The organism is Cerasicoccus sp. TK19100 (assembly GCF_027257155.1).
GTDB classification, from domain to species: Bacteria; Verrucomicrobiota; Verrucomicrobiia; order Opitutales; family Cerasicoccaceae; genus Cerasicoccus; species Cerasicoccus fimbriatus.
The window spans coordinates 1-23,653 of the sequence record NZ_JAPWDU010000012.1; the positions used below are offsets into that span (position 1 = coordinate 1).

Annotated in this window: 23 protein-coding genes; 12 read left to right on the forward strand and 11 right to left on the reverse strand. The window is 58.7% G+C overall.

Annotated features, from left to right (window positions below; translation table 11 throughout):
* The first annotated feature begins 262 nt into the window (after nucleotides 1-262).
* The 3 genes from O3S85_RS20965 to O3S85_RS20975 all read left to right on the forward strand — a co-directional run bounded on the left by O3S85_RS20965 (nucleotide 263) and on the right by O3S85_RS20975 (nucleotide 3,471).
* Nucleotides 263-1,027 (forward strand): DeoR/GlpR family DNA-binding transcription regulator, encoded by a 765-nt coding sequence (locus O3S85_RS20965; RefSeq protein ID WP_269543171.1) that lies wholly within the window; start codon nucleotides 263-265, stop codon nucleotides 1,025-1,027.
* A 34-nt stretch (nucleotides 1,028-1,061) separates the two neighbouring features.
* A complete protein-coding gene (locus O3S85_RS20970; RefSeq protein WP_269543173.1) occupies nucleotides 1,062-2,474 on the forward strand; it encodes a rhamnulokinase in 1,413 nt (470 codons plus the stop codon).
* Nucleotides 2,475-2,586: 112 nt separating this feature from the next.
* The gene (locus tag O3S85_RS20975; RefSeq protein WP_269543174.1) at nucleotides 2,587-3,471 is read left to right on the forward strand and encodes a hypothetical protein; all 885 of its coding nucleotides are present in this window, start codon (nucleotides 2,587-2,589) and stop codon (nucleotides 3,469-3,471) included.
* A 17-nt stretch (nucleotides 3,472-3,488) separates the two neighbouring features.
* On the opposite strand, the gene O3S85_RS20980 is transcribed toward O3S85_RS20975, so the two are convergent.
* The 3 genes from O3S85_RS20980 to O3S85_RS20990 all read right to left on the reverse strand — a co-directional run bounded on the left by O3S85_RS20980 (nucleotide 3,489) and on the right by O3S85_RS20990 (nucleotide 7,161).
* Entirely contained in the window at nucleotides 3,489-3,992 is a 504-nt protein-coding gene (locus O3S85_RS20980; protein WP_269543175.1) for an NUDIX domain-containing protein, read from the reverse strand.
* A gap of 949 nt (nucleotides 3,993-4,941) precedes the next feature.
* Nucleotides 4,942-6,381, reverse strand: a complete 1,440-nt coding sequence (locus O3S85_RS20985; protein WP_269543176.1) for a UDPGP type 1 family protein — start codon at nucleotides 6,379-6,381, stop codon at nucleotides 4,942-4,944.
* Between the two features lie 84 nt (nucleotides 6,382-6,465).
* Nucleotides 6,466-7,161, reverse strand: a complete 696-nt coding sequence (locus O3S85_RS20990) for a metal-dependent hydrolase (protein WP_269543178.1) — start codon at nucleotides 7,159-7,161, stop codon at nucleotides 6,466-6,468.
* A gap of 112 nt (nucleotides 7,162-7,273) precedes the next feature.
* Here O3S85_RS20990 and O3S85_RS20995 point away from each other — a divergent pair, with 112 nt between their 5' ends.
* Nucleotides 7,274-7,861 carry a thioredoxin family protein gene (locus tag O3S85_RS20995; protein WP_269543180.1) on the forward strand — a complete coding sequence of 196 codons (588 nt, stop codon included), beginning with the start codon at nucleotides 7,274-7,276 and terminating at the stop codon, nucleotides 7,859-7,861.
* A gap of 198 nt (nucleotides 7,862-8,059) precedes the next feature.
* On the opposite strand, the gene O3S85_RS21000 is transcribed toward O3S85_RS20995, so the two are convergent.
* The 4 genes from O3S85_RS21000 to O3S85_RS21015 form a co-directional block, all read right to left on the reverse strand.
* Nucleotides 8,060-9,160: a sensor histidine kinase gene (locus O3S85_RS21000; protein WP_269543183.1), complete on the reverse strand. Its 1,101-nt coding sequence runs from the start codon at nucleotides 9,158-9,160 to the stop codon at nucleotides 8,060-8,062.
* Nucleotides 9,157-9,666, reverse strand: a complete 510-nt coding sequence (locus O3S85_RS21005) for a methanogen output domain 1-containing protein (RefSeq protein ID WP_269543186.1) — start codon at nucleotides 9,664-9,666, stop codon at nucleotides 9,157-9,159. The genes O3S85_RS21000 and O3S85_RS21005 overlap by 4 nt, the downstream gene beginning before the upstream one ends.
* Before the next feature lie 187 nt (nucleotides 9,667-9,853).
* Nucleotides 9,854-10,810, reverse strand: coding sequence for a purine-nucleoside phosphorylase (locus O3S85_RS21010; RefSeq protein WP_269543188.1), 957 nt, complete (start codon nucleotides 10,808-10,810; stop codon nucleotides 9,854-9,856).
* Between the two features lie 72 nt (nucleotides 10,811-10,882).
* The gene (locus O3S85_RS21015) at nucleotides 10,883-11,668 is read right to left on the reverse strand and encodes a phytanoyl-CoA dioxygenase family protein (protein WP_269543190.1); all 786 of its coding nucleotides are present in this window, start codon (nucleotides 11,666-11,668) and stop codon (nucleotides 10,883-10,885) included.
* 82 nt (nucleotides 11,669-11,750) lie between these two features.
* On the opposite strand from O3S85_RS21015, the gene O3S85_RS21020 reads away from it, so the two are divergent.
* From O3S85_RS21020 to O3S85_RS21045, 6 genes are all read left to right on the forward strand, one after another.
* Nucleotides 11,751-12,563, forward strand: a complete 813-nt coding sequence (locus O3S85_RS21020; protein ID WP_269543191.1) for a helix-turn-helix domain-containing protein — start codon at nucleotides 11,751-11,753, stop codon at nucleotides 12,561-12,563.
* Between the two features lie 51 nt (nucleotides 12,564-12,614).
* Nucleotides 12,615-13,868 (forward strand): leucine-rich repeat domain-containing protein, encoded by a 1,254-nt coding sequence (locus O3S85_RS21025; RefSeq protein ID WP_269543193.1) that lies wholly within the window; start codon nucleotides 12,615-12,617, stop codon nucleotides 13,866-13,868.
* Nucleotides 13,869-13,907: 39 nt separating this feature from the next.
* Complete coding sequence (locus tag O3S85_RS21030) at nucleotides 13,908-14,453, forward strand: hypothetical protein (RefSeq protein ID WP_269543195.1); 546 nt, start codon at nucleotides 13,908-13,910, stop codon at nucleotides 14,451-14,453.
* Nucleotides 14,454-14,503: 50 nt separating this feature from the next.
* A complete protein-coding gene (locus tag O3S85_RS21035) occupies nucleotides 14,504-15,526 on the forward strand; it encodes an ABC transporter permease (protein ID WP_269543197.1) in 1,023 nt (340 codons plus the stop codon).
* A complete protein-coding gene (locus O3S85_RS21040) occupies nucleotides 15,516-16,289 on the forward strand; it encodes an ABC transporter permease (RefSeq protein WP_269543199.1) in 774 nt (257 codons plus the stop codon). Before O3S85_RS21035 ends, O3S85_RS21040 begins: the two co-directional genes overlap by 11 nt.
* Nucleotides 16,290-16,356: 67 nt before the next feature.
* Complete coding sequence (locus O3S85_RS21045) at nucleotides 16,357-17,064, forward strand: hypothetical protein (protein WP_269543201.1); 708 nt, start codon at nucleotides 16,357-16,359, stop codon at nucleotides 17,062-17,064.
* Nucleotides 17,065-17,138: 74 nt separating this feature from the next.
* On the opposite strand, the gene O3S85_RS21050 is transcribed toward O3S85_RS21045, so the two are convergent.
* Complete coding sequence (locus O3S85_RS21050; protein WP_269543203.1) at nucleotides 17,139-17,486, reverse strand: phenylpyruvate tautomerase MIF-related protein; 348 nt, start codon at nucleotides 17,484-17,486, stop codon at nucleotides 17,139-17,141.
* A 122-nt stretch (nucleotides 17,487-17,608) separates the two neighbouring features.
* On the opposite strand from O3S85_RS21050, the gene O3S85_RS21055 reads away from it, so the two are divergent.
* Entirely contained in the window at nucleotides 17,609-18,331 is a 723-nt protein-coding gene (locus tag O3S85_RS21055) for a cytidylate kinase-like family protein (RefSeq protein WP_269543205.1), read from the forward strand.
* A gap of 7 nt (nucleotides 18,332-18,338) precedes the next feature.
* On the opposite strand, the gene O3S85_RS21060 is transcribed toward O3S85_RS21055, so the two are convergent.
* The gene (locus O3S85_RS21060; RefSeq protein WP_269543207.1) at nucleotides 18,339-18,776 is read right to left on the reverse strand and encodes a hypothetical protein; all 438 of its coding nucleotides are present in this window, start codon (nucleotides 18,774-18,776) and stop codon (nucleotides 18,339-18,341) included.
* Between the two features lie 364 nt (nucleotides 18,777-19,140).
* Between O3S85_RS21060 and O3S85_RS21065 the strand changes: the two genes are divergently transcribed.
* On the forward strand, nucleotides 19,141-20,928 hold the full coding sequence (locus tag O3S85_RS21065) for a M50 family metallopeptidase (RefSeq protein WP_269543209.1): 1,788 nt from the start codon (nucleotides 19,141-19,143) through the stop codon (nucleotides 20,926-20,928).
* Nucleotides 20,929-21,111: 183 nt separating this feature from the next.
* Here O3S85_RS21065 and purB read toward each other — a convergent pair whose 3' ends face one another.
* Nucleotides 21,112-22,539: an adenylosuccinate lyase gene (gene purB / locus O3S85_RS21070; protein WP_269543211.1), complete on the reverse strand. Its 1,428-nt coding sequence runs from the start codon at nucleotides 22,537-22,539 to the stop codon at nucleotides 21,112-21,114.
* Between the two features lie 107 nt (nucleotides 22,540-22,646).
* A complete protein-coding gene (locus O3S85_RS21075; protein WP_269543214.1) occupies nucleotides 22,647-23,597 on the reverse strand; it encodes a class I SAM-dependent methyltransferase in 951 nt (316 codons plus the stop codon).
* Between the last annotated feature and the right edge of the window lie 56 nt (nucleotides 23,598-23,653).

A 23,653-nucleotide genomic window follows, 5' to 3' on the forward strand; every position in this document is an offset into this window, starting at 1 on the left:
CATCATCATGCTCAACGCCATCATCAAAAACCCAAACTATAAAATAGCATGAGCCAAAACAAAGACAGTTGCTCCAGCGGAGTGGCACCAAAGTGAGCCACGTGGTTGAATCAGCCTCGTGGATTGCGCAGTCAACAACCTTGCCATGGCGGCTCCAGGTTCCTTACTTAATACACCAGACACCCTTGGAAGATTCTGGCAGCTTTTGGTTGATTTCGTGCATTGGCTGGGCTAGTTTCGCGAAAAATCCGAAACGCGCCCCATGACGAATAAACAACGCCTCGACGAAATCGAGAAATTCATCCGCGAGCATAAATACGCCGACCTGCACACGCTCGGGACGAAGTTCGACATCTCCCTGTCGACTGTGCGCCGTGCGCTCAACGAACTGGAGACCAACGGTGTGATCCGCCGGCACCATGGCGGTGCCAGTTTGGTGGACGAGGATTCTGCCGCCAGCGACTACGATTTTATTACGCAGGACGACCGTCAATCGGAGGAAAAGCACCGTATCGCGCACAGCGTTGCCGCGAAGATTGAATCGGGGATGACGGTCATTATCGACGGCGGCACGACGAGCTATGCTGTCGCTAAGCTTTTGGTGGAGAAGCGCTTGGTTGTCATTACCAATAGCCTCCCGGTCGCGGCGCTCTTTAGCGAGGTGGGCTCGTGCGAGACGATTGTCACCGGCGGCACGGTTTACGCGCGGCTGGGGATTCTCTACGGGCCGACGTGCGAGCAGGCGCTTGGCCAAGTACATGCCGATATCGCCGTGTGCGGCGGAGCGGGGATCACGGCACAGGGCCTGTGGAACACCAATACCTTCATCGTCTCGTTCCAGCACCGCATGTTCGACTCGTCCGACGAGACCTTCTACGTGCTCGACAGCAGTAAGCACGACCGCCGCGCGCTGCATCTGACGACCCCCTTTAAGCCCAACCTCACCGTGGCCACCGATGCGCCGCCGCCGGACGACATTGCCCAGGCGATCACCGACAACGGTGCCAAGCTGCTCCTGCCCAACTAATTTCTCCCAAACCCAAACCGATTGCCCCTCAATCATGAAGAAAACCCATTGCGCCGCCGTTGACCTCGGTGCCACCAGCGGACGCGTCATCGTTGGTGCCTACACCAACGAGTCGCTCGAACTAACTGAAGTCCATCGCTTCCCGAACGCCTTTCACCGCCTCAACCAGCACGAATACTGGGATCTGGGCGGCTTCTTCAGCCACATTCAAAAGGGGCTGGTCGAGGCGAAAAAGTTGTTCCCCGATCTCGCCTCCTGCGGCGTGGACACCTGGGGTGTCGACTACGCGCTGCTCGATCGGGAAGGCCGCCTCGTGGCCCCCGTGCACGCCTATCGCGATGAGCGCACTGAGCCGATCCGCGACCGCCTGATCGCCAACGGCGAGGACAAGCAGCTCTACAACTGGACGGGGCTGCCGCCGGTAAATTACAACACCGTCATTCAACTGCACGAGTCGCTGACGGCCTTCCCGCATCTGCGCGACGCCGTGGACCGCTGCCTGCTGCTCCCGGATTATTTCAACTATCTGCTCTCGGGCGAGATGGTCAACGAGGTCTCCATCGCCAGCACGGGCCAACTGCTCGACATCAAGTCCGGCGAGTTCTCGCAGGCGACGCTGGACTTCTTTGGCATCCCCTCGCACTGGTTCCAGGGCCCGGCCAAGGCAGGGCAAAAGCTCGGCAAGGTCCGCGACATTCCAGGCCTGGAAAACATCGACGTCATCCTCGCGCCAGGGCACGACACCTCCTGCGCCTTCGAGGCAATCCCGCGCATCGGCAAGGACTTGTTTATCTCCGCCGGCACCTGGCTGCTCACGGGCGGGCTCACCGCACAAGCCGCCTCGGGCGATATCGCCTACGAGCTGGGGGTCTCCAACGAACGCGACGGTCAGGGCGGCTACCGCCCAAACAAAATTCTCCTCGGCCTGTGGATGCTGGAAAAGGTTATGCCGTCCTTCGACGGTCGCCCGACCAATGATGCCGAGTGGTCCGCCCTCATCGAGCTCGCGGACGACATCAGCCGCGCAGACGTCCTGATCGACACCAGCGACCGCTCGCTCTTCAACCCGGAGAACATGAAGGACGCAATCGACGCCAACCTGACCAAGCGCGGCGGCAAGCCACCGGCTGACCTGCCCGGCTACGTGAGCCTGATTTGCGACTCCCTCGGCGCCAGCGTGGCCGACACGGTCACCAAGTTTGAGACGATGACCGGCGAGACCTTTGACAACCTGATCATTGTTGGCGGCGGTTCGAAGAACCGTTTGCTCTGCCAGCGCATTGCTGACTTTGCGGGCATCCCGGTGACGAGTTACAAGCTGGAGGGCACCACGGTGGGCAACATCGGCTACCAGCTGCTCGGCCTCGGCGTCATCGATTCTCTGGACGAGTTCCGCCAGGTCGTCGCGCGCGACATCGCCAAGCACAGCTACCGTCCCAGCGCTTAGCCGGGCGGGATTGGCTGAAATTAGCGTTGATTAGCCACGGGGCAGGGGTGATATATTATATGTTTCCTCTGGCGCGTGGCGCTTTTCTCTATCTGCTTACTTTCGTTTTTCCGTGGGTGTTCGTTATAAAAAGAAGCGATCCAAGCTGCCGCTGATTCTCGCGGCGCTGGTGCTGCTGGTGTTGTTGGCCGTGGCGGCTTTGTGGTTTTCCCAGCAGTGGAAGCCCTCCACCGAAACCGTGGTTGTCGCCGAGACAGAGACCACGAATGAGGACTCCGGGGCGGATGAAGAAATTTCCTACGACGGCCCGCCGCGTAATCTGGAAGAGCTGATCGAGCGTTACGCGGCGACCCAGGGTGGCCCGGAAAAGATCAGCCAGATCAAGAGCTTGCGCTTGCGTGGCGAGATCATTCAGGGCGACCAGCCAATCGAGTTTCAGCAAATTAAGCGTCGGCCAAACATGAGCCGTGTGAGTCTGGAAACACCGTTATTCGAATTGATCACCACCACCAATGGGGACCAAGTGTGGCGGCAGTATGCTGGCCGGCCTGAGATTTTTGAAGTAACCGGCGTTGACCGCGAGCGCGTGCTCAGTGATTCGCGCATCGTTAGCCCTCTGTGGACGGAGCGCGACAATCCCGGCGCGCTCACGATGCTGTCCGACGAAATGGACGACGGTGTGCTTTATCACCGGATCAAGGTCGCGCTGCCCAACCGCCCGGAGGCCATCTACTGGCTAGACCCCGAGACCTATCTGGAGCATCAGATTACCAGCACGAACTCGGATGACAAAGAGGTCGTTACCCGCTTTGGTGACTACCGCAAGCTGGGCTGGCTGACGATTCCCTACAACATCCATTTCATCATCGACGGCGATCCCACCATGGAGATTCAGCTGGAAAAGGCGGAGATGAATATCGGCGTTTTTGAGTCCTTTTTTGACCCGCCGGAGATGACCGGAGGCGAGTGGCCGCCGAAGTCGCCCGCTGGCAGTTAACCGCCAGCGTCGGTGCTCTAATTAATGTCGCCGAGGTAGAGCGGGTCGATATGCAGGCCGCCCTCGCGAATGAACTCAATGATCTTGCGCGGGTAGAAGTTGGCTTTCGGCAGCTCGCTCATTGGGATCCACTCAATGCCGACCTGGTTGCGGTCGCCGTTGGTGCTCAGGTCGATCTCCACGCCTTCGGGCAGACGGCAGAAGAAGACCACCTCCAGTTGGTGAAAGTGCCGGTGCTTGTTGGAAAATGAGTGGTTGCGCCCAATGTATTCGCGGACGTAGGCCATGGATTCGACAATGGGCTCCACGCCAATTTCTTCGCGGCATTCGCGCATGAGAGAGGTGACCAGTGTCTCGCCGTGGCGCTGTCCGCCACCGGGCAATATGTAGAAAATCTCTTTCTCGCGAGGGCGCTTCATCTTGATTGCGAGTAGCTTGCCATCCTGGATGATCACCGCACGCGACGCGCTGCGCACGTTGCGGGAGAGAGGTGGGAAGATGTTGTCGCTGCCAGCGGCCATGAGGGTTACTGTTTACCGCCGCCGCCCTGCTGGCAAGCGCGGATTGAAGTGCGTAGAACAGGAAATGGTAGGGCGCAGTCCCGCTGAGCGGGACAAGCCGCTGCGGCGGAGTGGTATTTGCACAGTGTGCAAATCTATCGGTCCAGGCTTCGACATGCTCAGCCCAGGGCAGGATGCTGGCGGCTTGTCTGGAGACTGCGCCCTACCTTTAGCCAGATTGATTAGCCCATTTGCGCAATGCGCAAATCTATGAGCTCCCACGTTTATTGATCGGGCTGATCATATGCAAATGGGAGCAACCTTTGGTGTCATTTCTGAGTCTGTATTAGAGAGGTTTGGGGTCAGGAATTAAGCTGAAGTAGGTCACGTTGTGTCAGTATTTAGCTCGAGTTATGATGCTGGACGGATGACGCATCACATAGATCAAGGAGAACACTGTAAGGCATCGCAGCGTGGTCTAAGTAGCTCGCTAGGAATTATGTCTTTGATTATTTCTGCCTTTGAAGTATCGGTGTGGGGTTTGTTATTCTTGGTGGGCAAGCGCTAATTAATGAAACTGAATCGGGATCCATGGAGATGATCGCTCGTGGGGAGTGGAATGATTTAAATGCACATTGGTGGAATTCATTTGAGTCTAATCAGAGTGCGAGAGAAAAGATTCTTGAATACTCAAAGGAATGGACTGACATGGGGTGTGAGTTATTCTTAATTGAGAAATATTATGGCTGAAAAAGGTTTCAGCGCTACGCAACTTTTACTGTGTTCCATCCCTTTTGGGTGCATCACTATATATTTTTTTTCTACGGATGTAGTTGCATCTAGGCCGCTCGCTTTGCCTTCGTTTACCGCCTTTATTATCTTATTTTTTGGTTTTTTGTATAAGTTTTTTAAAGGTGGATAATCGAACGAAGGCTGAAGGGGCCAAACGTAGGGATGCAACCGCAGGTTGCTACGCATCCAAGACGGTGCCTTCTTTGATCTCCGGCTTGGGGTCGAGGCTTTGCCAGCGGTTGACAAACGCTTCTTCGCTGTCGGCGAACTTGGGCGTGACCTCAAAGGTGAAGTGCGGCATGCCGTTTTCGTCGGTCTCGATGTTCACGCCGGCTTTCTTCGCCCACTGAGTGAACTCATACACTTGGGCGTCCTTGGAAGTTTGTGGCGAGTCGACGCCTTCCGCGTTCTTGACCGGGGCAAAATCTTCCTCGCGCGTGGTGGCGATGATGACCGGGTTTTTCGCAAAGGGCAGGGCGTCGAAAACGAACATCTCGAACTTCACGCCGTTGGGCTCTTCGGGCTTGAAAGGCTCGCCGTTGGCGTCGAGCGCGGGCACCTTTTTATCGGCGCGGTGGAAGGGCAGGGCGGCGTCGGGATTGTTGCCACCCATGCTTTCCACGAAGTCGCGGTCGAGCACGTGGATGGCGATGGAGCCGGCGATGTAGCGCAGCTCGCCACTGTCGGTAGTCTGCTCAACGAGTTCGTCGGGCATGTCGCTGTATTCGACGACGACGGTTTTGCCGCGCTGCGTGCAGAAGTGGCCAACCTTTTCCTTTGGGTAAGCCTTGGGCAGCATCTTGGAGGACATCTCGCTTTGCGCGTCGAGGTGGAAGCCGATCAGTGCCGGATCGAGGAACTTCACGAGCGGATTATCCACTTGAAAATACGAAATAATGTCGATGCCGGCGGCCTTCATTTTCTCGACCGAGCCGCTGCGAACCAGCGCGCGGAGCGAGCCGCCGTGGCCGTCCGGGCTCATCGCGATCTCGCTCTTGCCAGAGAGGATGATTTTGCCTTCGAGGTCGACGGCGGGCATCAGCCCCTGCTTGAAGAAGTGCACGGTGTCCGCGCCCAGGCCGAAAAAGTCGTTCTCTTTAAAGAAAGCTTCGGTGGCTTCGTGGTTGAGGTTGCTCGTCATCAGGAACCACGGGATCGTGGCACCGTAGCGCGTGCGGGCGGCGACGATCTTTTCCGCGAAGATCTGAAACAGCGTTGCCTGGCGAACCGGGGAAACCGGGAAGGTACCCTTGGGGCCGTCGTAGCCGAGGCGCGTGCCTTGGCCGCCAGCTACCGTGAACGCCGCCACGCGGCCGGCCTTCAGCGCTTCCTCGCCCTTGGTGCGCGCGTCGAGCCAGGCTTGCTGATCGCCACCGCTTTCGGGGCGGGGGATGTAGGGTGCCGGTTCGAGGTCGCTGAGGTCGACGCTATGGGCGTCGCTGTCGCCGAGCACGAGGGTCTCGTTGAGGCGGTCGATTTCGGCAAGGTCGATTTGCTCGGCCTGCTCGATAAGGGAGCTTTTGGCGGCGTCGTCCAGCTCATCCCAGTATTGGAAAACCTGGCCCTGGCCAGCCTGCTTGAAAGAGTTAATGAGGGTCTCGGTGGTAGCGGAGTTCATGAAATCCACGCTAAAGAACCACCCGCGCTCAGGGCAAGCGCAAGGTAGCGAAATAAGTAGTCCTACAGAGTGACAATTCTGCCGCTAAAACTCCACCGCGTCTCCACATTCGAGAATACTGACTGCGACGCCGGTGGCGCTGGTTGCTTTGTCGGCGAAGGCTTCGGGGTCTTGGTCGATCATGCCGGGGAAGGTGTTGTAGTGGATCGGCACGACGTAGCGCGGGCGCAGGAACTCGATGGCTTTCACGGCGTCATCCGGGCCCATGGTAAAGCGGTCGCCAATGGGGAGCAGTGCCAGCTCGATGTCGTGCATGTCGCCAAGCAGCTTCATGTCGCCGAAGAGGCCGGTGTCGCCCGCGTGGTAGAAGCTGGTCTTGCCGGAGGTGACGATGATGCCCGCCGGTTGGCCCATGTAAATCGGGACGCCGTTTTCGTCGGGCGTGCTGGAGCTGTGGTAGGCGAAGGTAAATTTCACGCGGCCAAAGGGCAGGTCGATCCCGCCGCCGGGGTTGACGGGTTCCACCTTCACGCCGTGCTTGGCGTTGAGGTAGCTGGCGAGCTCGAAATTGGCGAGGATGGGCGCGTCGTTGGCGAGGGCGATTTCCACTGCGTCGCCCACGTGGTCCTGGTGGGCGTGGGTCAGCAGGATGTAGTCGCATTGGACGTCAGCGGGAGCGACGTTGCATTTTTCGTTTCCCGACAGGAACGGATCGAACAGGAGTTTGGCGCCGTCCACCTCGAGGAGGCACGCAGCATGGCCTAGGTATTGAAGTTTCATCGCATGGCGGTGTATCACGGAAAAAGCCGGTCGGCAATCTTGGATTAATTGTGTTTATTAAAACGCCCGTTTTGAATTGATTTGAGGGGAACGATTCCTACGATGGGGTCCAATGGCAGCGGTAAACTCCACGATGCTTCCCTTGGGCACACCAGCCCCCGAATTTGCGTTACCTGACGCAAACGGCAATACCGTGTCGCTGGGGCAGTTCGACGGAGCTTCGGCTTACCTGATTGCGTTTATCTGCAACCATTGTCCGTATGTGTTCCACATCCGCCGCGACTTCGCGCGCCTGGCCGAGGAATACCAACAGCGCGGCGTCGCCGTGATCGCCATCAACGCCAACGATGTAGACCAATACCCGGACGACAGCCCGGAGAAAATGAAGTCCCAGATCTTTGAGGCGGGCTACACCTTTCCCTATTTGTTCGACGAAGCGCAAACGGTGGCCAAGGCCTACCGTGCCGCTTGCACGCCGGACTTCTACGTCTTCGATCGCGACCGTTACCTGTGCTATCGCGGCCAGTTCGACGACTCCCGCCCGGGCAACGGCGTCTCCGTGACCGGCAGCGATGTCAGTGCCGCGCTAGATGCCACGCTCGAAGGCGAACGCATCCTCGACGACGTGCAAAAGCCCTCCATCGGCTGCAACATCAAGTGGAAGCCCGGCAACGAGCCAGACTATTACGCGAACGCTTAGCTGCCTCGATTGAGCAGGTAAATGGGTGGCGGCCGATATCCTTATCGGCCACAATGTAGGCAAGGAGTCATGATTGGCTGAGGGCCTAAATTCGCGAATATGGTTTAGCGCGGACTCATCCCATCTTTTCTTTAGGGGCTCTGGCCGATAAGGATATCGGCCGCCACCTTTTTCCGCAAAGGAATGCCCCGATGCCCCCTACACGTGCGACGGTATGCGCACGCGGAACTCAGCGCCATGGTTGACTTTGCCGATGGCGCGGATGGTCCAGCCGTGACGCTCGGCGATGGAGCGGCAGGTGGCCAGGCCAATGCCGAGACCGTTATTTTTGCTGTCGCCGTTGCGTTTGTAGGGGTCGAAAAGGTCCTTGGCTGAGCTGGGATCAAAGCCTTGGCCGTTGTCGCGGACAAAGATTTCCAGGGTGGAGTCGTCCAGCCGCTCGCAGCCGAGGGTGACGCTGAGTGGCCGCTCGTCATGGCGGAATTTGACGGCGTTTTGGAGCAGGTTTTGCAGGAGCTGGCGTAGCTGCTGGCGGTCGGCCTTCATCACGGGCAACAGTGGCGGTGCCACCAGCTCGCCGCCGCATTCGGTGAAGAGCAGGGAGAGGTCTTTTTGCAGATCGCTGATCAGTCTGGCCAAGTCGATGCTTTCGATGTTGAGCTCGGCGCGGTGTACTTGCGAGTGCTGGTAGAGGCTGTCGACGAATTCCACGAGGCGCTCGCTAGAGAGCTTGAGCTCGTTCATCATGCGGCGACTGAAGTCGAGGTTGTCGGCCTCGATTTCGTCGGGCAGCATGCCGAGTCCTTGCACGACGGTGGCTAGCGGTGAGCGGATGTCGTGCACCAGCACATCGACGAAGGCTTCAATTGCGCGGCAGGTGTCCTCGTGTTGGCGGGCCAGTTGGCGCTCGCGGTTGAGGGCGCTATGGATGGAGTGCAGTTCGTGGTTGAGGCGAGTAAAGCGGTTGGCGTCGTTCTGCGTGCCATGAAAGAGAAACAGCATGCGCCCGGCGTAGGTGACGCGGCTCACCAGGCCATGGAGCGCGTGTTTGCCCACGAGGGACTCCAGCCGCATAGGGATCGGGCTGGCAATGGTTTCTGCGGCGGAGATGCTGCGGTGGACCGCACGTGAATTGGCAAGGACGCTTTCCAGGTCGCCATTGACCGGCAGGGTGCCGCCCATTTGTTCCTCAAAGGTGGCATTGGCGAAGTGAATGCATAGCTCGTCGTCGAGCAGGGCGATGGGGCAGCCGATTTGTTCGAGTAAGGCGAACTGTTCCTGAAATGAATTGGCGCTCATATTTTTCCCCGGTGAAAGTGGACACTGGCCTGCGTGGCGACGTCTGGATTTAAGCTCACGATGACGCGACAGCGTTTGTCGCCCCGCGCGATGGCCTCGGTGATCTCGACATTGGCGTAGCCGAAATGTGCGGAGGCCACCTGCCCAAAGACAGACGAAGTCAGGTGGCAGAGTGCCGGGCGGCCCACGGCCAGCTCCGCAAATGGACAGCGGGAGTTGACCAGCACGATGCGATCTTCCTGAATGCTTTCGACGCTGAATCCGCCTTCGATTTTCGCCTTCAGGTCGATGAGCACATCGGCGAGGTCCTGCAAACTCCAGCGGCCGATGTCTTCCGCTGTGGTGTAGTCCTCGTTGATGCGCTTGCCCATCTGCAGGCCAACTATTTTCACGAAGCCCTCCGCTTCGTCGGCTCCGACCACATCTTGCAAAGTCGTGGCCACTTCGGCCACTAGCTCTCGCAGAAACTGATCCCGGTTGCGCCGGTTATTTTGCAGTTCAGGCATGATAGGCTATTATGTAACCAAATTACGCCTTAGGGCACGCCTAGCCTGAGCATTTCTTCGGGTTTTACATTATTTTACATCCCCATGGGGAGGATGGTTTAGGCTGCCAGCAGTGATCGCTTTATTGCTGAGACTACCTGATTGGCCTGATGCACGAGGTACGGAAAAATGGCATTAACCATGCCGGTTACGCGCTTAGCCACGCGTTGATGATTTTACCGCCCACACGGCTGGAATTTGCCAGCGCCGCGACCATGCCGGGGTAGTTCGGCTCGGCATCGCCGATTAGGTTTTGCACGGCGTCTTTGCCTGTGGGTGGCATGGTGAAGTTACTCCCCGCGCGCATCACCAGCACGTGGTCCTGCCGCGCGCGCTCCATGCGCTGTAGCTGGCCAATGGCGTGCATCGTGCCGGTGTCTTCCATGGCCGAGGTGACGAATTTTGACTGGCCGTCGGTCCAGTAGCGTATCCAGTGCTCGGCCCACTCGTTGTGATGCTCGCCGTGCCAGAAGCGCGCGGCGGAGAGCGTCCCGCCAATCGCGACATGAGGTGCCTCGACCGCTGCGGGGAACTCCTGGAAATCCGCACTCTCACCTGCGAGCTCTGGCGGGTTCTCGAGCGCCAGGTCGGCGGTTTCGCTCATTGCCCAAGCCAGCAACTCGGGGTTGATTTGAAAACGCTGATAAGGCCGGCCGAACAAGCCACTTTCCAGGGTGCTCGGGCCATAGGGCTCCTTGGCACCAAGTGGGAAAATGCCGATGGGCCAGTCTTGGGGTGCGCTGCGGAGGTCCACCTCGTGTCCCAGATCGCCGTCGACAACCCAGTCCGCCCAGTAAACGCTGCCCAGCGAGCCCTCACGTGGGTTGACCCCCGCAATGCCGCTGACGAGCCAGTGTGCCGTGGAGAAATCGAACATGCCGCAAAGCCCCAGCGCCATGACGGACACGGCGGTATTGGCCGTGCCGACGCCCGCCACGATGGCGATCAGGCTGCGGTCGGCATTGGCGAACACGTGGTCGAGCCCGGCACCGGGGATCTCAATCGGCTCCAGGCCGAACAAATCTATGTAGGGTGACAGCTCACCGGGCTGGCCACCACCGGGTTCAAACATAGTGACGAGGACCGCTTTTACTCGCTCAGGCATAGGCTGAGAGCATCACGGAATTCCCCCAAAGGCACGCAGAAAAGTTCGCGATTGAGTAGGTGGGTCTGTTGTTTAGCAAAGCCCGCCGTTGGCACCGATGGCGATGCCGCTGACGACCTCGCCCTGCATATTAAGGATGGGGTGGTAGAATTCGGCGATTTCCTCGGTGGTTTGGTCGACGTAGTGACCGATGAAGGTGCGGCGGTAGCGGTCTTGGGTGCGGTTGGGGCCCGAGCCGTGGATCGTGTGGCCGTGGAAGAAGAGTGTCTGCCCGCGCTTGACGGGGATCGCGACAGGCGGGTATTCGCGCGGGTATTGGCTGATGTGGCTGTCCCCGTATTCGTAGGGATTGCGGGCCAGCGTGCCTTTGGCACAAAAGATATCCAGCTTGTGGGAGCCGAGGGCGACGCGCAGGCAGCCGTTGTCTTCGTCGGCGTCATCGATGGGGCTCCACACGCCGATGCACGCGGCGGGCTTGGTGGCGAGGGGGTGGTTGTCCTGGTGCATGGCCTGACCGCTCGCGCCGGGTGGCTTGTAGTAATACATGGTCTGGGCACCCAGCGCGGGCCTCCCAAAGAGCGCCTCGAGCACATGGGCAACACGCGGCTCCAGGAACCACGTTTTCACCTGGCTGCTGAAGCGGTGGGGGTGCAGGGCGCGGACCTGCCGCTGCGCCTTGACCTCCTCCGTGTAGTGCTCGGAGCCGTCAAAGATGGCCTTTTCGTTCTTAAAATCCTCAAAAAACTGCTCCATTTGGCTGAGCTGATCTTCGGTGTAAACGCCGTCAACGAGCACGACGCCGTTCTCGTCGTAGCAGGCTTTGATGGCGGGGGTATCACGGTAATGGATGGGTTTCATTAGTGGCCATAATACCAAAAGCTTGCCTTGGCGTGAATGTTTCCCTTTGCTTTTTGCCTGGATTATCCTGCTGTTTAGTTAAATGAGTCGCACGCCCGATATCCACACCAACATCCAACTTATCGGGCCTGGCGCGATGGAGCGGGGAACGGGCTACACGACCTGGAGACCGGAGGGCTCCGGAGATTGGCTGCTTATTTACAGCCGATCGGGGCGCGGATACTGCGAAACTCATGACGGACGGCGCATCTTGCTAAATCCCGGCTCAGTCGCTCTATGGGAGCTGGGTGCCTATCAGTCCTATGGAACGGATGCGGCTCACGGCACATGGAATATCATCTGGGCGCACTTTAATCCACGGGCGCACTGGCGGCCCTGGCTCGCCTGGGCGGAGCGCGCGCGAGGCGTCCGCATCTTCGAGTTGACCCCTGTCCATCGACCAGCGGTGGACGAGGCGATGGAGACCACGATTCGACTCGGTCGCTCGGGCCTGCCGCTGGCACCGGAGCTCGCGATGAACGCCCTGGAGCGCGCGGTGCTGGAAATCCACAACGCCTACAGCGAGCTGCCCGGCAGCGGGATGGACCCGCGCATTCGCTCCGTCGTTGAGTGGTTGGCCACCTTGCCGCGGGAGGATTTCGACAGCGACTCGCTGGCGCGGCGTTGTGGTCTGTCCGCCTCGCGCTTTGCACATGTGTTTCGCGAGCAGACCGGCACGACGCCTCAGCGCATGCTGGAGAGCAATCGCCTGCGCGTGGCCGCCGAGCTACTCCGCAACACCCGGCTGGACGTGCAGGAAGTCGCCCATGAAGTCGGCTACGAGGATGCCTTTTATTTCAGCCGCCGGTTTAAAATGGCGCACAAAAAGTCCCCCAGCGATTATCGGGGCGGTTAGATATCAACGCATTTGGTTTGATCATAAGCTTTGATTCGCTAAAGTCCGGGCATGCGATACCTCCCCCTGTGTCTGTTGCTGGCGCTGACCCCGCTCTTTGCCGAGCCGCCAATTATCAACGCCGCGTATGTCGATGAGCACTTCGATTCGCTGACCGATGCGGAGCTCGACCAGATGCGCGAGCTGAAGATTATCCTCGCGAGCCGTTCGTTCGGCCTGAACCTCAAGGACGGCCTCAACGCATTGAAAAAGGAAGACCCTCGCTATGACATCATGGACGGCTATCAGCTGTGGAATGTTTTTCGCGCTGCCGGGGATCCGACGATCATCCCGCCCGACGCGTTCGACGAGCACCGCTTTGTGCATTTTCTCGCCACGCCGCACCCGCAGACCAAGCGCATCGGGCAGTTCGAGCAAGTGCTCCGCGAGCCGCCTCACGAGTTCGCGAAAAAAGCCGATGTGGCGGTGTTGTTTTACGCGCAGGCCAAAGGTGACCCCTTCCAGCAATACGCGGACTTCGTTGACGGCCTCGCGCGGGATTACCCGGACCTGACGGTTATTTATGTGACGAGCGGCTTCATGGGCCCGAGCAAGGCCGAGGGTAATGCGCAGGCGGCGGAGTTTAATGAAAAAGTCCGCCAGCGCTACGGCGGCAAGGCGGTCATCTACGACCTCGGTGCGCTGCTTTCCGCCGACCATCGCGACGGTAATTTCATCGCTCCGGAACACACCAATGACCCCGCCGACGTCCACCCCAACTCCTACGCGGGTGAGCTGATTATGGGCAAAGGCTTCCTGCTGGCTCTCCGCGAGTCGCTCAAATACGGCAATGCGACCGACATGGACACGATCAGTGCCCAAAAGAAGTCCGTGGAAACACTGCCCGCCAGCCATCCGGAAATGCAGGCCGTGCGCCGAATCCTCGACGCTAACGGGCTGACTCAAAAACGAGTCGAGGACGCGACCTATGTCACCAACGGCCACATTACGCAGCTCTATTTACAGGAGGATGGCGTGGTCGAGATCACCGACGACATTGGGCAGCTGACTCGGTTGGAGGTGCTGCATTGCTACGGTGACCCGCAGCAGGGCTATCCGTTGCTCAAGAAAATTTCGCCTAAGATCGGCCAATGCCAACAGCTTCGCGAGCTGGTCTTGACCGACAACGAACTGCAAAACCTGCCCGACTCGCTGATGAGCGTCCCCGTCAAGCAGCTCTCGGTCGGCGGCAATCCGCTGAGCCAAATCAGCCCGGAAATGCGCGCCTGGATCATCGCGCATGATCCGAAGTCGGGACTGAAGTAGTGATTGCCAATTCGGCATATTTCGAATTTATGGAGCGCCATGGAGATCTCATACCGAATCACTGAAAATGATTTCGTCGACGGCCAGATGTTTCACTCTGCACATGATGCTGGTAGCTCTAGGCGTCGTTTAATCGTAAGGGTTCTGGCATCTTTATTCTACTTAGGCTTTGCATTCGTTGCTTTCAATAAGGCTGAACCTTCTATTGCTGCTTTATTTTTTGTGGGTGCCATCCTACTTTTTCTCTTCCTGCCCAAGTGGACGCATTGGCGATATCGCAGACACTTCGCCAAGCATTACCAAAGACTCTTCCAAGGGCGCTTAGAAGGTGAATCGAATCGCATCATCATCGAGGAGGATGGTATCCGCACATACGGTTTTGATGGCGAGAGCTATATTAAATTTAGTGGAATCATTGGGCTCAAGTATGATGACAAATTGGGCATGGTTCGCATTAAACCAGGGCAAATGTTTCTTTTGCCGATTTCAGAAATTGGCCAGGAAAAGACCGTGGCGTTCCTGCAGGAGCTTTCCCGTCTAACGGATATCTCGGTGGAAGATCATCGTGGTTGGAAATGGCGATAGGCCGTGCGCTGCTGCCTTGACACTGCATTCCAGGTGGATGGCATAGCGGGATGGTTGGTTATGCGCTGCGCAAGTCTCTGCTGTTGCTGGCGCTGTTTTTAACGGCGAGTGCGCTGCTGTTTGCCGCGTCGCGGCTGGCGCTGGGCGATGGCGTGCTGCTCGCGCAAAAGGCGCCCAACCCGGAGCGCGCGGCACAGATCGAGGCCGAGCTGGGGCTGGATAAACCCTGGCCCACGCAATACGTTGGCTATCTGGGCAACTTCCTCCGGGGCGAGTGGGGCGCGAGTATTTTGAACCAACGCCCGGTGGCCGATGAGGTGAAAAACCGCCTGCCCGCGACGCTGGAGCTGAGCCTGTCGGCGCTGGTTATCGGCGTATTGGTCGGGCTGGGGACGACGCTCATGGGCGAGGCCCTGCCGTGGCGCTGGGCGCGGCGACTGCCCGAGGCATTGGGGGCGCTGGGGCTGACCGTGCCGATCTTCTGGCTGGGCCTGCTGCTGATCATTATTGGCGCGGCCTGGCTGGGCTGGTTTCCCGTTTCGGGGCGGTTTGACTACGTGTTAATTCGGCCCCGGGGGACGGGCTTTTTGATCATCGATTCGCTCACGGCCGGAGATTGGCCAGCGCTGAGATCAACGCTTCACCATCTGGCCTTGCCGGCGTTTTGCCTGTCGTTTTTTCCCGCTGCGGTGGTGAGCGGCCTGCTGCGTGCGCGCATCCAGGAACCCCGCTGGCAGCGCCTCGTTATCGCGCTTCGGGCCAAGGGGCTCTCGCCGGTAACGATCTGGCTGCGCCATGGGTTGCGGCTGCTCGGGGCACCGTTGATTATTGCGCTGGGGACCAGTTTTGGGCTGCTGCTGGGGGGCTCGGTGTTAACGGAGACGGTCTTTGCCTGGCCGGGCATGGGCCGGTATTTGGTGGGTGCCGTGCTGGACCGCGATGTGTTTATTATCCAATACGGCCTGCTGTTGGTGATGTTTCTCATCTTTGCCGTGGTCTGGCTGGCGGAGCTGCTCGCCGTGGCGTTGAACCCGCGCCTGGCGCAAACGGAGGAGGGCAGTGATGCGCGTTAACTGGCTGCTGGTCGGGGTGTTCGCCGTGGCCGCCGTGGGGCTCGCCTGGACGCCCTATGATCCGCTGGCGCAGGACTTCCGCGAACTGCGTTTGGGCGGTTTTGGCGCGGCGCATTGGCTGGGCGTGGACGGCTTGGGGCGCGATGTGTTTAGCCGCCTTTGGCGCGGCCTGGCGAACACCGCCTTTCTCAGTCTCGCGGCGCTCGCGCTGAACTTCGTCGTCGCTGCCTGCATGTTGGCGATTGAGGAAAAAACGGGTAAATTTGGCCGCGCAACCATCCCGCTGATCGCGTCAGTCTGGCTGGGGCTCCCGGTTATTTTCCTGAGCCTGATTTTGCTCGTGTTTCTGCCACCCGGTGGGGCGACGCTGGTGCTCGCCGTCGCCCTCGGCAATGCCCCCATCAGCTACCGGCAACTGCGGATCAACTGGCGCGAGCAGATGCGCGCGGCCTACGTGGAATCCAGCGAAGCGCTGGGCGCGACGGGGTGGGGGCTGTTCCGGCGTACGTTGTGGCCCAACCTCGCGCCCGACGTCGCGGCGCTGGCGCGTTTGGTCTTTGCGCTGTGTGCGCTGGAGCTGAGCGGTCTGGCGTTTTTGGGGCTGATCGGCGACCCGGATTTTCCCGAATTGGGGGCCATGCTGCGTCAAAATCAAGCCTACCTCGCGAACGCCCCGTGGCTCGTGCTCGCACCGGGTTTGGCGCTGAGTGGGTTGCTCTTAATTATCCACTTATGTAGAGGGAAAAAAGGGGCCGATAGCTGAAGCCCTCTATTTTCGAGTTACATTAATCTTGCCTGGGTGGGGGCTTGTGCCTATGCTTGTGGATACTATGAAACTGCTAGTATATTCCTTGTTTAGCCTATCCACGCTGTCTGCCTCTGCGGCATTCATTACCTACCAGAACGGAGTTACGAACACGATCAATGCCGATGGAGACCCTTGGGTGACCGGCACCAGTATGTATCTAAACATTGTCGATGACTACGGCAGTTCGCCGCTCGGTCCCAGTGGTGCGACTGGTAACACCACCGACTTGGATACCTTTTCCCCTGGAGGCGGCGGTTTCGATATTTCCCTGCTGACTTGGGAATTTGGATCGTTGGACTTGTATACCGGCCCGGGTTCCGTAACGCAATCACCTGGACCCGCTTCGCCCGGTTTTGAGGACTACCGCATCAGTGGTGCCGGGCCCAACCTGACTTTTTATTACAATGGCGATGAATGGGTCACGGGTGACCTTACTCGTTTTATTACTGCTGTTGATAACGTAAATGACTTTGAAGCTACCGGTACGGGTGAGGCGACGATCACCAATTTCACCGTGGCCGGCACGGCCTTCTTCAACGAAATTATGTCGCTGACCGGAGGCACCGGCGTGATCACTTTTACGGCCGATGGGTTTAGTGCTGTTCAAGGGCCGGATCCGGCAACTTTTACCAGCGATGGCACGATTAGCATCGTTCCGGAGCCGGGTGTCACCGCCGCAGGCATTGGCGCAATCGTTTTGGGCGCGGTCCTAATCCGCCGCCGCAAGTAGTTACTATCTTAACGACAACAACTGGAAGCGACGGCTCGTAGGAGCCGTCGTTTTTTTTGTCAGTGGCGGCTATCTTAGCCAAACATGTCGCCCTTCCAGCCCCACATGGAGCGCTGGACGTCGTTGAACTTCACGTAAATGCGCTCGGGCGGGATGCTGGCCACGGAATGAACCAGCTCACAGAGCTGCTGGCAGATATCTTTGGTTTTGTTGGCGGGGATGCCGACGGACTTGATTTCGAGAAACGCCGTGGGGCCGGACTTACCGCCAAATAACATGGGAGTATCGTCTTTGATGGAGACCATCATGAACTCTTCGCTTTTGCCGAGACCTTCGGCGACCAGCTTGGAGCTTTCGACGAGTAACTTTTCGCGGTAATCGTCGCTCAGGGTCTGGTTCGTTTGGATATTTAGGTAGGGCATAAATATCAGTTTAACCGCTCTTATAAGAATGTCCAGCCGGCTTAATTTTATACGGAAAATGCGATTTATCGCTTGAGCCTTGATGGACAATTGCTTATATTACATTCAACCAAGGAAACCCCATGTCCGAAACCCGCTTGTTTGAAAAATGCCGGGCTTACGTTACGAGCTCGGCGGATACCCGTGGCGGACTCCGCCCAACCCCGGCCAGCCTGCCTGCCATTACCCTTTCGCGGCAGGTCGGAGCCCGCGGAACGACCATTGCCAAGCTGCTCGTGCAGCACCTCGAACAGGAAGACGCCGTTACCGACCCGCCGTGGACGCTGTTCGACAAAAACCTCATCCATCGCGTCCTCGACGACCATAACCTGCCGCGCTATCTGGAAAAATTCATGACCGAGACCAAGGTCAACGAGCTCCAGTCGGCGATCAACGAAATCGTTGGTCTGCACCCCTCGATGTGGGAGCTGCACGAGAAAGTGGGCGACACAATCGTCCGCCTCCTGGGGCGTGGTCACGTGATTCTGGTCGGGCGCGGTGCCTGTGTGGTGGGTGCAGGGATGCGCAACGTGCTCAATGTGCGCCTGGTCGGCTCGGTGAAGTATCGGCTGCTGCACATGGAGCGGCTTTTCGACCTGTGCGAAAAAGAAGCCGCCGACCGATTGCTCAAGGACGACCGTCGCCGCCGGGAGTTCTTCCGTTCGCACTTTGGCCGGGATATTGAAGACCCCGAGCTTTACCACCTGATCATCAACACCGATATGCTCAGCGACGATGAGATCGTGCGTATTATCGCTTCGGCAGCGCTGCGGCGGGCACGGCCTCAGGCTGCGATTGCGGTTTAGGCGGCGGCTACTCCAGCACGCTTTTGTGGAAGACGGTCCAGTCGTCGATGTTGTTGAGCACGGCGGCGGTGAGCATGCTTTTGTCGTCCTGAATGCCGGCTTCATCGAGGATCTGGGCGCGTGTCTCGGGGTCGTGCTGATAGGTCTCGATGATGCGGTTTAGCGTGGCAATCTTCATGGGGTCGAGCCCGTCGCCGTAATTTTTAATGATCCAAGCTTCGAGCTCGATGTAGGTGGGGCGGTCTTCGGCGATGTAGTGCTCAAACTCCTCCGCTGGCACGCCGAGGGTATCGAGGGTCATCCGGTCAAAGCCGGGGCCGATGCTGTGGTAGTCGTCCTGGAGTTTGTCCTGGGTGCGCAGGGACACCTTGAGCCAGAGGCGGGGCAGGTGTTTGACCCCCAGTGGGCCGCAGGCGGTAGATGGGATCAGGGGAACGTGCTTCATGGTAAGGAGCAGGATATTGGCATTCGCGCGGGCGTCAATCGCGGGTGATGGAATGTCGTAACGATCATTATTTTGTTACGGGCCGTCAGACTAAAAAACGGGTAGGGTAGGCGCGCGTCTCCTGCTAAGTGGCGATCTCGCGCCGCACTCGATGCTGAGGGCGTGCGCGGTTGGCTTCAGCCATCCGTATGTTGGCAATGAATTGCCATTCAGCCTGAAATACATGTCGGCCACTGAAGTGACTGACCCACGCCACGCCAATACCCCGGAGAATTCGACCCTGCATTGAACATTTCTTCGGCATTGCGGTCTGACTTCCAATCATCTACGGTAGAGAATAATGGTTGAACCCACTTTGTTTGATATGCTGTTCAGCAGCGCTTGGGGCGTCTTTTGGGTGCTCCTGCTGTTCAACGGTGCAATTGTCGTCCACGAATACGGCCACTACATCGCCGCGCGCTGGCGCGGGCTGAAGGTGGACCGCTTTTCCCTGTTTGGCCTCGGACGTAAGCTGATCAGCTGGAAGGGCCGCGACGGCGTGGAATATTGCATCTGCGCAATCCCCTTTGGTGCCTACGTGACACTGCCGCAGTTAGCCGAAATGCGCGGTATCGAGGGCGGTACCGAGGACGACGAACGCGACAAACTGCCCCCGATTTCTTACGCGGACAAAATGTATGTCGCCTTCGCGGGGCCGCTTTTCAATTTCATGTTGGCGATTCTCATCGCTCTGGTCGGCTGGTATACCGGCTATCCGAGTGACAAAGGCGCGGAGGGCCGCGAGATCGGCGTCGTGCTTGAGGAGCTGGATAACGGTGCCCCCGGGCCAGCTTACCAGGCAGGACTGCGCGCTGGAGACAGCATTATCGCCGTCGACGGTGAGCCGATTGAGTCCTTTATGGACGTGCCGGAAATGGTCGCCCTCGGCAAAGGCCGCGACAGCGAAGGCAACCCGCAAACGATTTTCACGATCGAGCGTGATGGCCAACAAAAGGATGTTTCGATCCAGCCGGAATTGGTACAGATCAACTCCGGCTCCAAGGACCTGATCCGCCAGATCGGGATTGGTTCAAGCGGCTCGTTGGAGGTCATTGGGCTTCAGGATAATTCTCCGGCGAAGGCAGCGGGACTCCAGTTGGGTGACACCGTCCTTTCAGCCGACGGTGAGAAGCTTTACAGCGTTGAACAGCTTTCCCAAATCCTGGGGAAGCGGCGGGGCGAAACGATCCCTGTGGTCGTGGATCGCGCCGGTCAGGAAGTTACTTTGAATATCGATGCCTTGCCAGTGCCGACTACGCGCCCGGTTGCGGTAGTCACGCTGCCTGGCGGAGAGGAGCCCGCCTTTGAAATTATCCCGCAATACCCGCTCGATACCAAGGAAGATCCTTCGCTGCCAGAGACGGCTTCGCTGCTGGCGGTCTTCACCATGGAGTCCGGAGAAAAGATGTTCCAGAGTGACGGCGATTGGACGATTGAGTCCGTCAATGGTCAGCAAGTTGGTTCGCTAGCGGCCTTACAACAGGCCTTTGCACAAGCGGCTGGTGGCGCGATTGCCTTGGAGCTAACCAACGGAAAAGGGCAAACGCGTAAACGCGAGCTGCCTGCGGAAACGACTTTCGCGATCACACCGCCCAACGAGCGTGTGATGCTCGGCTTTATCACTGCGCGGCAGATGGTGCTCATCCATCAGAATCCGCTGGTTCAGTTTCAAGAGCACATTGAGCGCACCTTCCGGACGCTTGGCAGCTTGCTCAGCCCGAAGTCAGACATCGGGGTGCGCCACCTTTCCGGCGTAGTCGGCATCACGACCAACCTTTACAAGATCGCCCAGTGGGACTGGCGTCGCGCCATCTGGTTCGCGGTGTTATTGAACATCAACCTCGCGATCTTGAATCTCTTGCCAATCCCCGTGCTCGACGGCGGCCATATGACCATTGCCACGATCCAAAAGCTCAGCGGCCACAAGTTGCCGGCTGGCTTCATCTTTGGTATGCAGTATGCGTTTATGTTCCTGCTGCTCGGCGTGATGTGCTACGTGATGTATTTCGATACGATGCGCGAAGTCGGCTACCACGAAGAGCGTCAGGCCTACGAGCGCACGCAGAGCAAGGAAATCCGCTGGGAGTTCCGGCCGGATCGGTATGAGAACTAGGCGGCCAAAGGCCGCCTAGGAAAAAGGAAAAAGATTAAAGGAAAAAGTTTCAGTTTGGTGGATTGGATAAAGAATTTCCAGATGCCAGCACCAACACTAGCTGCTTTGCCCGCATCCTACGCCCTGACCCTTTTTCCTTTAATCTTTTTCCTTTAATCTTCCGCGCCGCGACCCGGCGCGCGGCTACAGAATCTTCCCGGGCTGCAAATCCTTGGCCTTCGGGTAGCGCTCGCCCCAGCCGCGGGCCTGCTTCATGAAGGTCTCCACTTGCGGATGCGCGGCACCGGTGGCTTGTCCGGCAGTGGTCAGGATGTGCTTCAGGTATTCCGGGCTCAGGCCAAGGCGCTCGTCCTTGCCGAGGCGGTCGAACAGGTCATTTTCCGAAATGACGCAGCTACGCAAATCCTTGGCCGTGGCGACGGCGTGCTCCTTGATGACCTCGTGCGCGGTCTCGCGGCCCACACCGTTTTTCACGGCGGCCATGAGCACGGTAGTGGTCAGGAGGAAGGGCAGGTAGCGGCGGTTCTCTTGCTCGATCATCGCCGGGTTGGCACCCATGTTGTTGAGCACGGTGAGGAGCGTTTCAAAGAGGCCGTCGATCGCGAAAAACGCGTCGGGCAGCATCACGCGGCGGACGACGGAGCAGGAGACATCGCCCTCGTTCCACTGGTCACCGGCGAGCCCGGCAGCCATTTCCATATAGCCGCGAAGGATAACGTGGAAGCCGTTGATGCGCTCACAGGAGCGGCTGTTCATTTTGTGCGGCATCGCGGAGGAGCCGACCTGACCAGGCAGGAAGCCTTCGCCTGCGAGCTCGTGGCCCGCCATCAGACGGAGCGTCTTGGCAAAAGAAGACGGCCCGGCGCCGAGCTGGTAAAGCGCGCTGACGACCTCGAAGTCCATGCTGCGCGGGTAAACCTGGCCGACGTTACTCAGGCTTTGCGGAATGCCCAGGTGCTTGACGACTTCGTCTTCCAGACGTGAAACCTGGCTGGCGTTTTGCTCGAAGAGATTGAGCTGATCCAACTGCGTGCCAACGGCACCCTTGAGCCCGCGCGCGGCGTACTGGCGCATGGTCTGCTCGTGGTTTTCGATGGCGCGGAGCATATCCTCGCCAAACATGGCCAGGCGCTTGCCAAAGGTGGTGGTCTGCGCGGCGACGTTGTGCGTGCGGCCAGTGATCACGAGGCCCTTGTATTCCTCGGCGCGTTTGGCAAAGGCCAGCAGCGAGGCCGCTGCCTTGGTCGCGACGAGCTCCAGCGAACGCCAGACTTGCAGCTGTTCGACGTTTTCCGTGAGGTCACGGCTGGTCATGCCCTTGTGGATGTGCTCCCAGCCGGCGAGTTCGTTAAATTCCTCAATGCGCGCCTTCACGTCGTGCTTGGTGATGGCCTCGCGCTCGCGGATGGAGTCGAGGTTCACCTGGTCCTTGACTTTCTCGTAAGCTGCGATGGCTTCAGCGGGGATGCTCAGACCGAGGCCGCGCTGGGCCTTCATGACGGCGATCCAGAACTCACGCTCCAGGACAATGCGGCCCGTGGCGGACCAGATGTCCTGCATCGCTTGAGATGCATAACGATCAGCTAAAATATTCGGAATGGGTGCGCTCATTGGCCCCACGATTCACGCCTTGGCTGGATGAATCAAATTCTTTTCCGCGAACTAGCGTTTTTTACCGGTTTTTGTGCTGCGCAGACCCTATTTTGCTGTGGGGCCATTTAGGAAACCGATCGCAGCAGCACGTAATTTTGCTTTCTCAGGATGTTGCGATAAATGGGAAGGACGAGGTTCTTGGCGATGCGGGCCGGCTTGCCCCAGGCGAACCAGTATTTGTATTGTAGGCGCAGGGGCAGGGCGACTTCCTCCATGCCGGCCTGGGCGGCCATCACGGCGAAACTCTCACGGCGGTAGCAGTTAATGTGCTCCAGCGGAGCAACGGCGTTGAGCGAATTGCGGTGCTTCCGGGGTGCCTGCCAGTCCATGGTTTCAAGGCTACGGTCGATGCCTTCGGCGTCCGGCACGCTGATTTTAATCACCCCGCCGGGCTTGAGCGCCTTTTTGAGGTGGCGCAGCGTCTCAAGGGGCTCGGGGATGTGCTCAAAGACCTGTTCGGTGTTGATGAAGTCGAATTGCTGGCCCGGAATCTCGTTCCACGTGATGGTTTTCAGGCCGTTGGCGTGTGCGTGGTTGATGCGGGCTTCGGAGAGCTCGGCACCGGCGGTTTGGCAGCCAAAAGCCTTGGCCATGAGCAGCCATTGCCCCCAGCCCATGCCGAAGTCAAAAAACGCCAATTCCGCCGGCTTGCGCCCAAAGTAGGCGATGAGCTGCAGCATCTCCTGCGCGTGGTGCGCGTAGAGATCGAGGTTATCCTGCTGACGGTGGCGCTCCCGGGCCTTCTCCGGGTCGATCCATTGCTCATACAGGCGCACCATGAGCGCGTCATTGGGGATGTTCTGCTGAAAAAGCCCCCGGCATTGCGCGCATTCGCACAGGCGATATTCGGCACCTTGCATGATGTCGAACTCGACGCCGCCGATCTCGTCGTAGAGCTTAAAATAGTCACGTAGCGGCGGCTGATCAAAAGGTGCTGCATGCACCAGGCGAAACTGACTGCCATGGCAGATCGGGCATTTTTCGCGCTGGTCGAACCAGCTGTCAGTCGCGTGCATGGATCGGAACGCTAACGATGGCTGCGGTTAAATCAAGCCCGTCGCAAGCGGTTCTG

What these genes read in the sequence shown, in the direction of transcription:
- O3S85_RS21020 (WP_269543191.1), top strand. Translation starts at nt 11,751, where the DNA reads ATGAGTCGCACGCCCGATATCCACACCAACATCCAACTTATCGGGCCT.
- O3S85_RS20995 (WP_269543180.1), top strand. Translation starts at nt 7,274, where the DNA reads ATGGCAGCGGTAAACTCCACGATGCTTCCCTTGGGCACACCAGCCCCC.
- O3S85_RS21035 (WP_269543197.1), top strand. Translation starts at nt 14,504, where the DNA reads ATGGTTGGTTATGCGCTGCGCAAGTCTCTGCTGTTGCTGGCGCTGTTT.
- O3S85_RS21075 (WP_269543214.1), bottom strand. Translation starts at nt 23,597, where the DNA reads ATGCACGCGACTGACAGCTGGTTCGACCAGCGCGAAAAATGCCCGATC.
- O3S85_RS21005 (WP_269543186.1), bottom strand. Translation starts at nt 9,666, where the DNA reads ATGCCTGAACTGCAAAATAACCGGCGCAACCGGGATCAGTTTCTGCGA.
- O3S85_RS21010 (WP_269543188.1), bottom strand. Translation starts at nt 10,810, where the DNA reads ATGCCTGAGCGAGTAAAAGCGGTCCTCGTCACTATGTTTGAACCCGGT.
- O3S85_RS21000 (WP_269543183.1), bottom strand. Translation starts at nt 9,160, where the DNA reads ATGAGCGCCAATTCATTTCAGGAACAGTTCGCCTTACTCGAACAAATC.
- O3S85_RS21030 (WP_269543195.1), top strand. Translation starts at nt 13,908, where the DNA reads ATGGAGATCTCATACCGAATCACTGAAAATGATTTCGTCGACGGCCAG.
- O3S85_RS20970 (WP_269543173.1), top strand. Translation starts at nt 1,062, where the DNA reads ATGAAGAAAACCCATTGCGCCGCCGTTGACCTCGGTGCCACCAGCGGA.
- O3S85_RS21065 (WP_269543209.1), top strand. Translation starts at nt 19,141, where the DNA reads ATGCTGTTCAGCAGCGCTTGGGGCGTCTTTTGGGTGCTCCTGCTGTTC.
- O3S85_RS20965 (WP_269543171.1), top strand. Translation starts at nt 263, where the DNA reads ATGACGAATAAACAACGCCTCGACGAAATCGAGAAATTCATCCGCGAG.
- O3S85_RS21025 (WP_269543193.1), top strand. Translation starts at nt 12,615, where the DNA reads ATGCGATACCTCCCCCTGTGTCTGTTGCTGGCGCTGACCCCGCTCTTT.
- O3S85_RS21015 (WP_269543190.1), bottom strand. Translation starts at nt 11,668, where the DNA reads ATGAAACCCATCCATTACCGTGATACCCCCGCCATCAAAGCCTGCTAC.
- O3S85_RS21050 (WP_269543203.1), bottom strand. Translation starts at nt 17,486, where the DNA reads ATGCCCTACCTAAATATCCAAACGAACCAGACCCTGAGCGACGATTAC.
- O3S85_RS20980 (WP_269543175.1), bottom strand. Translation starts at nt 3,992, where the DNA reads ATGGCCGCTGGCAGCGACAACATCTTCCCACCTCTCTCCCGCAACGTG.
- O3S85_RS21040 (WP_269543199.1), top strand. Translation starts at nt 15,516, where the DNA reads ATGCGCGTTAACTGGCTGCTGGTCGGGGTGTTCGCCGTGGCCGCCGTG.
- O3S85_RS21060 (WP_269543207.1), bottom strand. Translation starts at nt 18,776, where the DNA reads ATGAAGCACGTTCCCCTGATCCCATCTACCGCCTGCGGCCCACTGGGG.
- O3S85_RS20985 (WP_269543176.1), bottom strand. Translation starts at nt 6,381, where the DNA reads ATGAACTCCGCTACCACCGAGACCCTCATTAACTCTTTCAAGCAGGCT.
- O3S85_RS20990 (WP_269543178.1), bottom strand. Translation starts at nt 7,161, where the DNA reads ATGAAACTTCAATACCTAGGCCATGCTGCGTGCCTCCTCGAGGTGGAC.
- O3S85_RS21055 (WP_269543205.1), top strand. Translation starts at nt 17,609, where the DNA reads ATGTCCGAAACCCGCTTGTTTGAAAAATGCCGGGCTTACGTTACGAGC.
- purB (WP_269543211.1), bottom strand. Translation starts at nt 22,539, where the DNA reads ATGAGCGCACCCATTCCGAATATTTTAGCTGATCGTTATGCATCTCAA.
- O3S85_RS21045 (WP_269543201.1), top strand. Translation starts at nt 16,357, where the DNA reads ATGAAACTGCTAGTATATTCCTTGTTTAGCCTATCCACGCTGTCTGCC.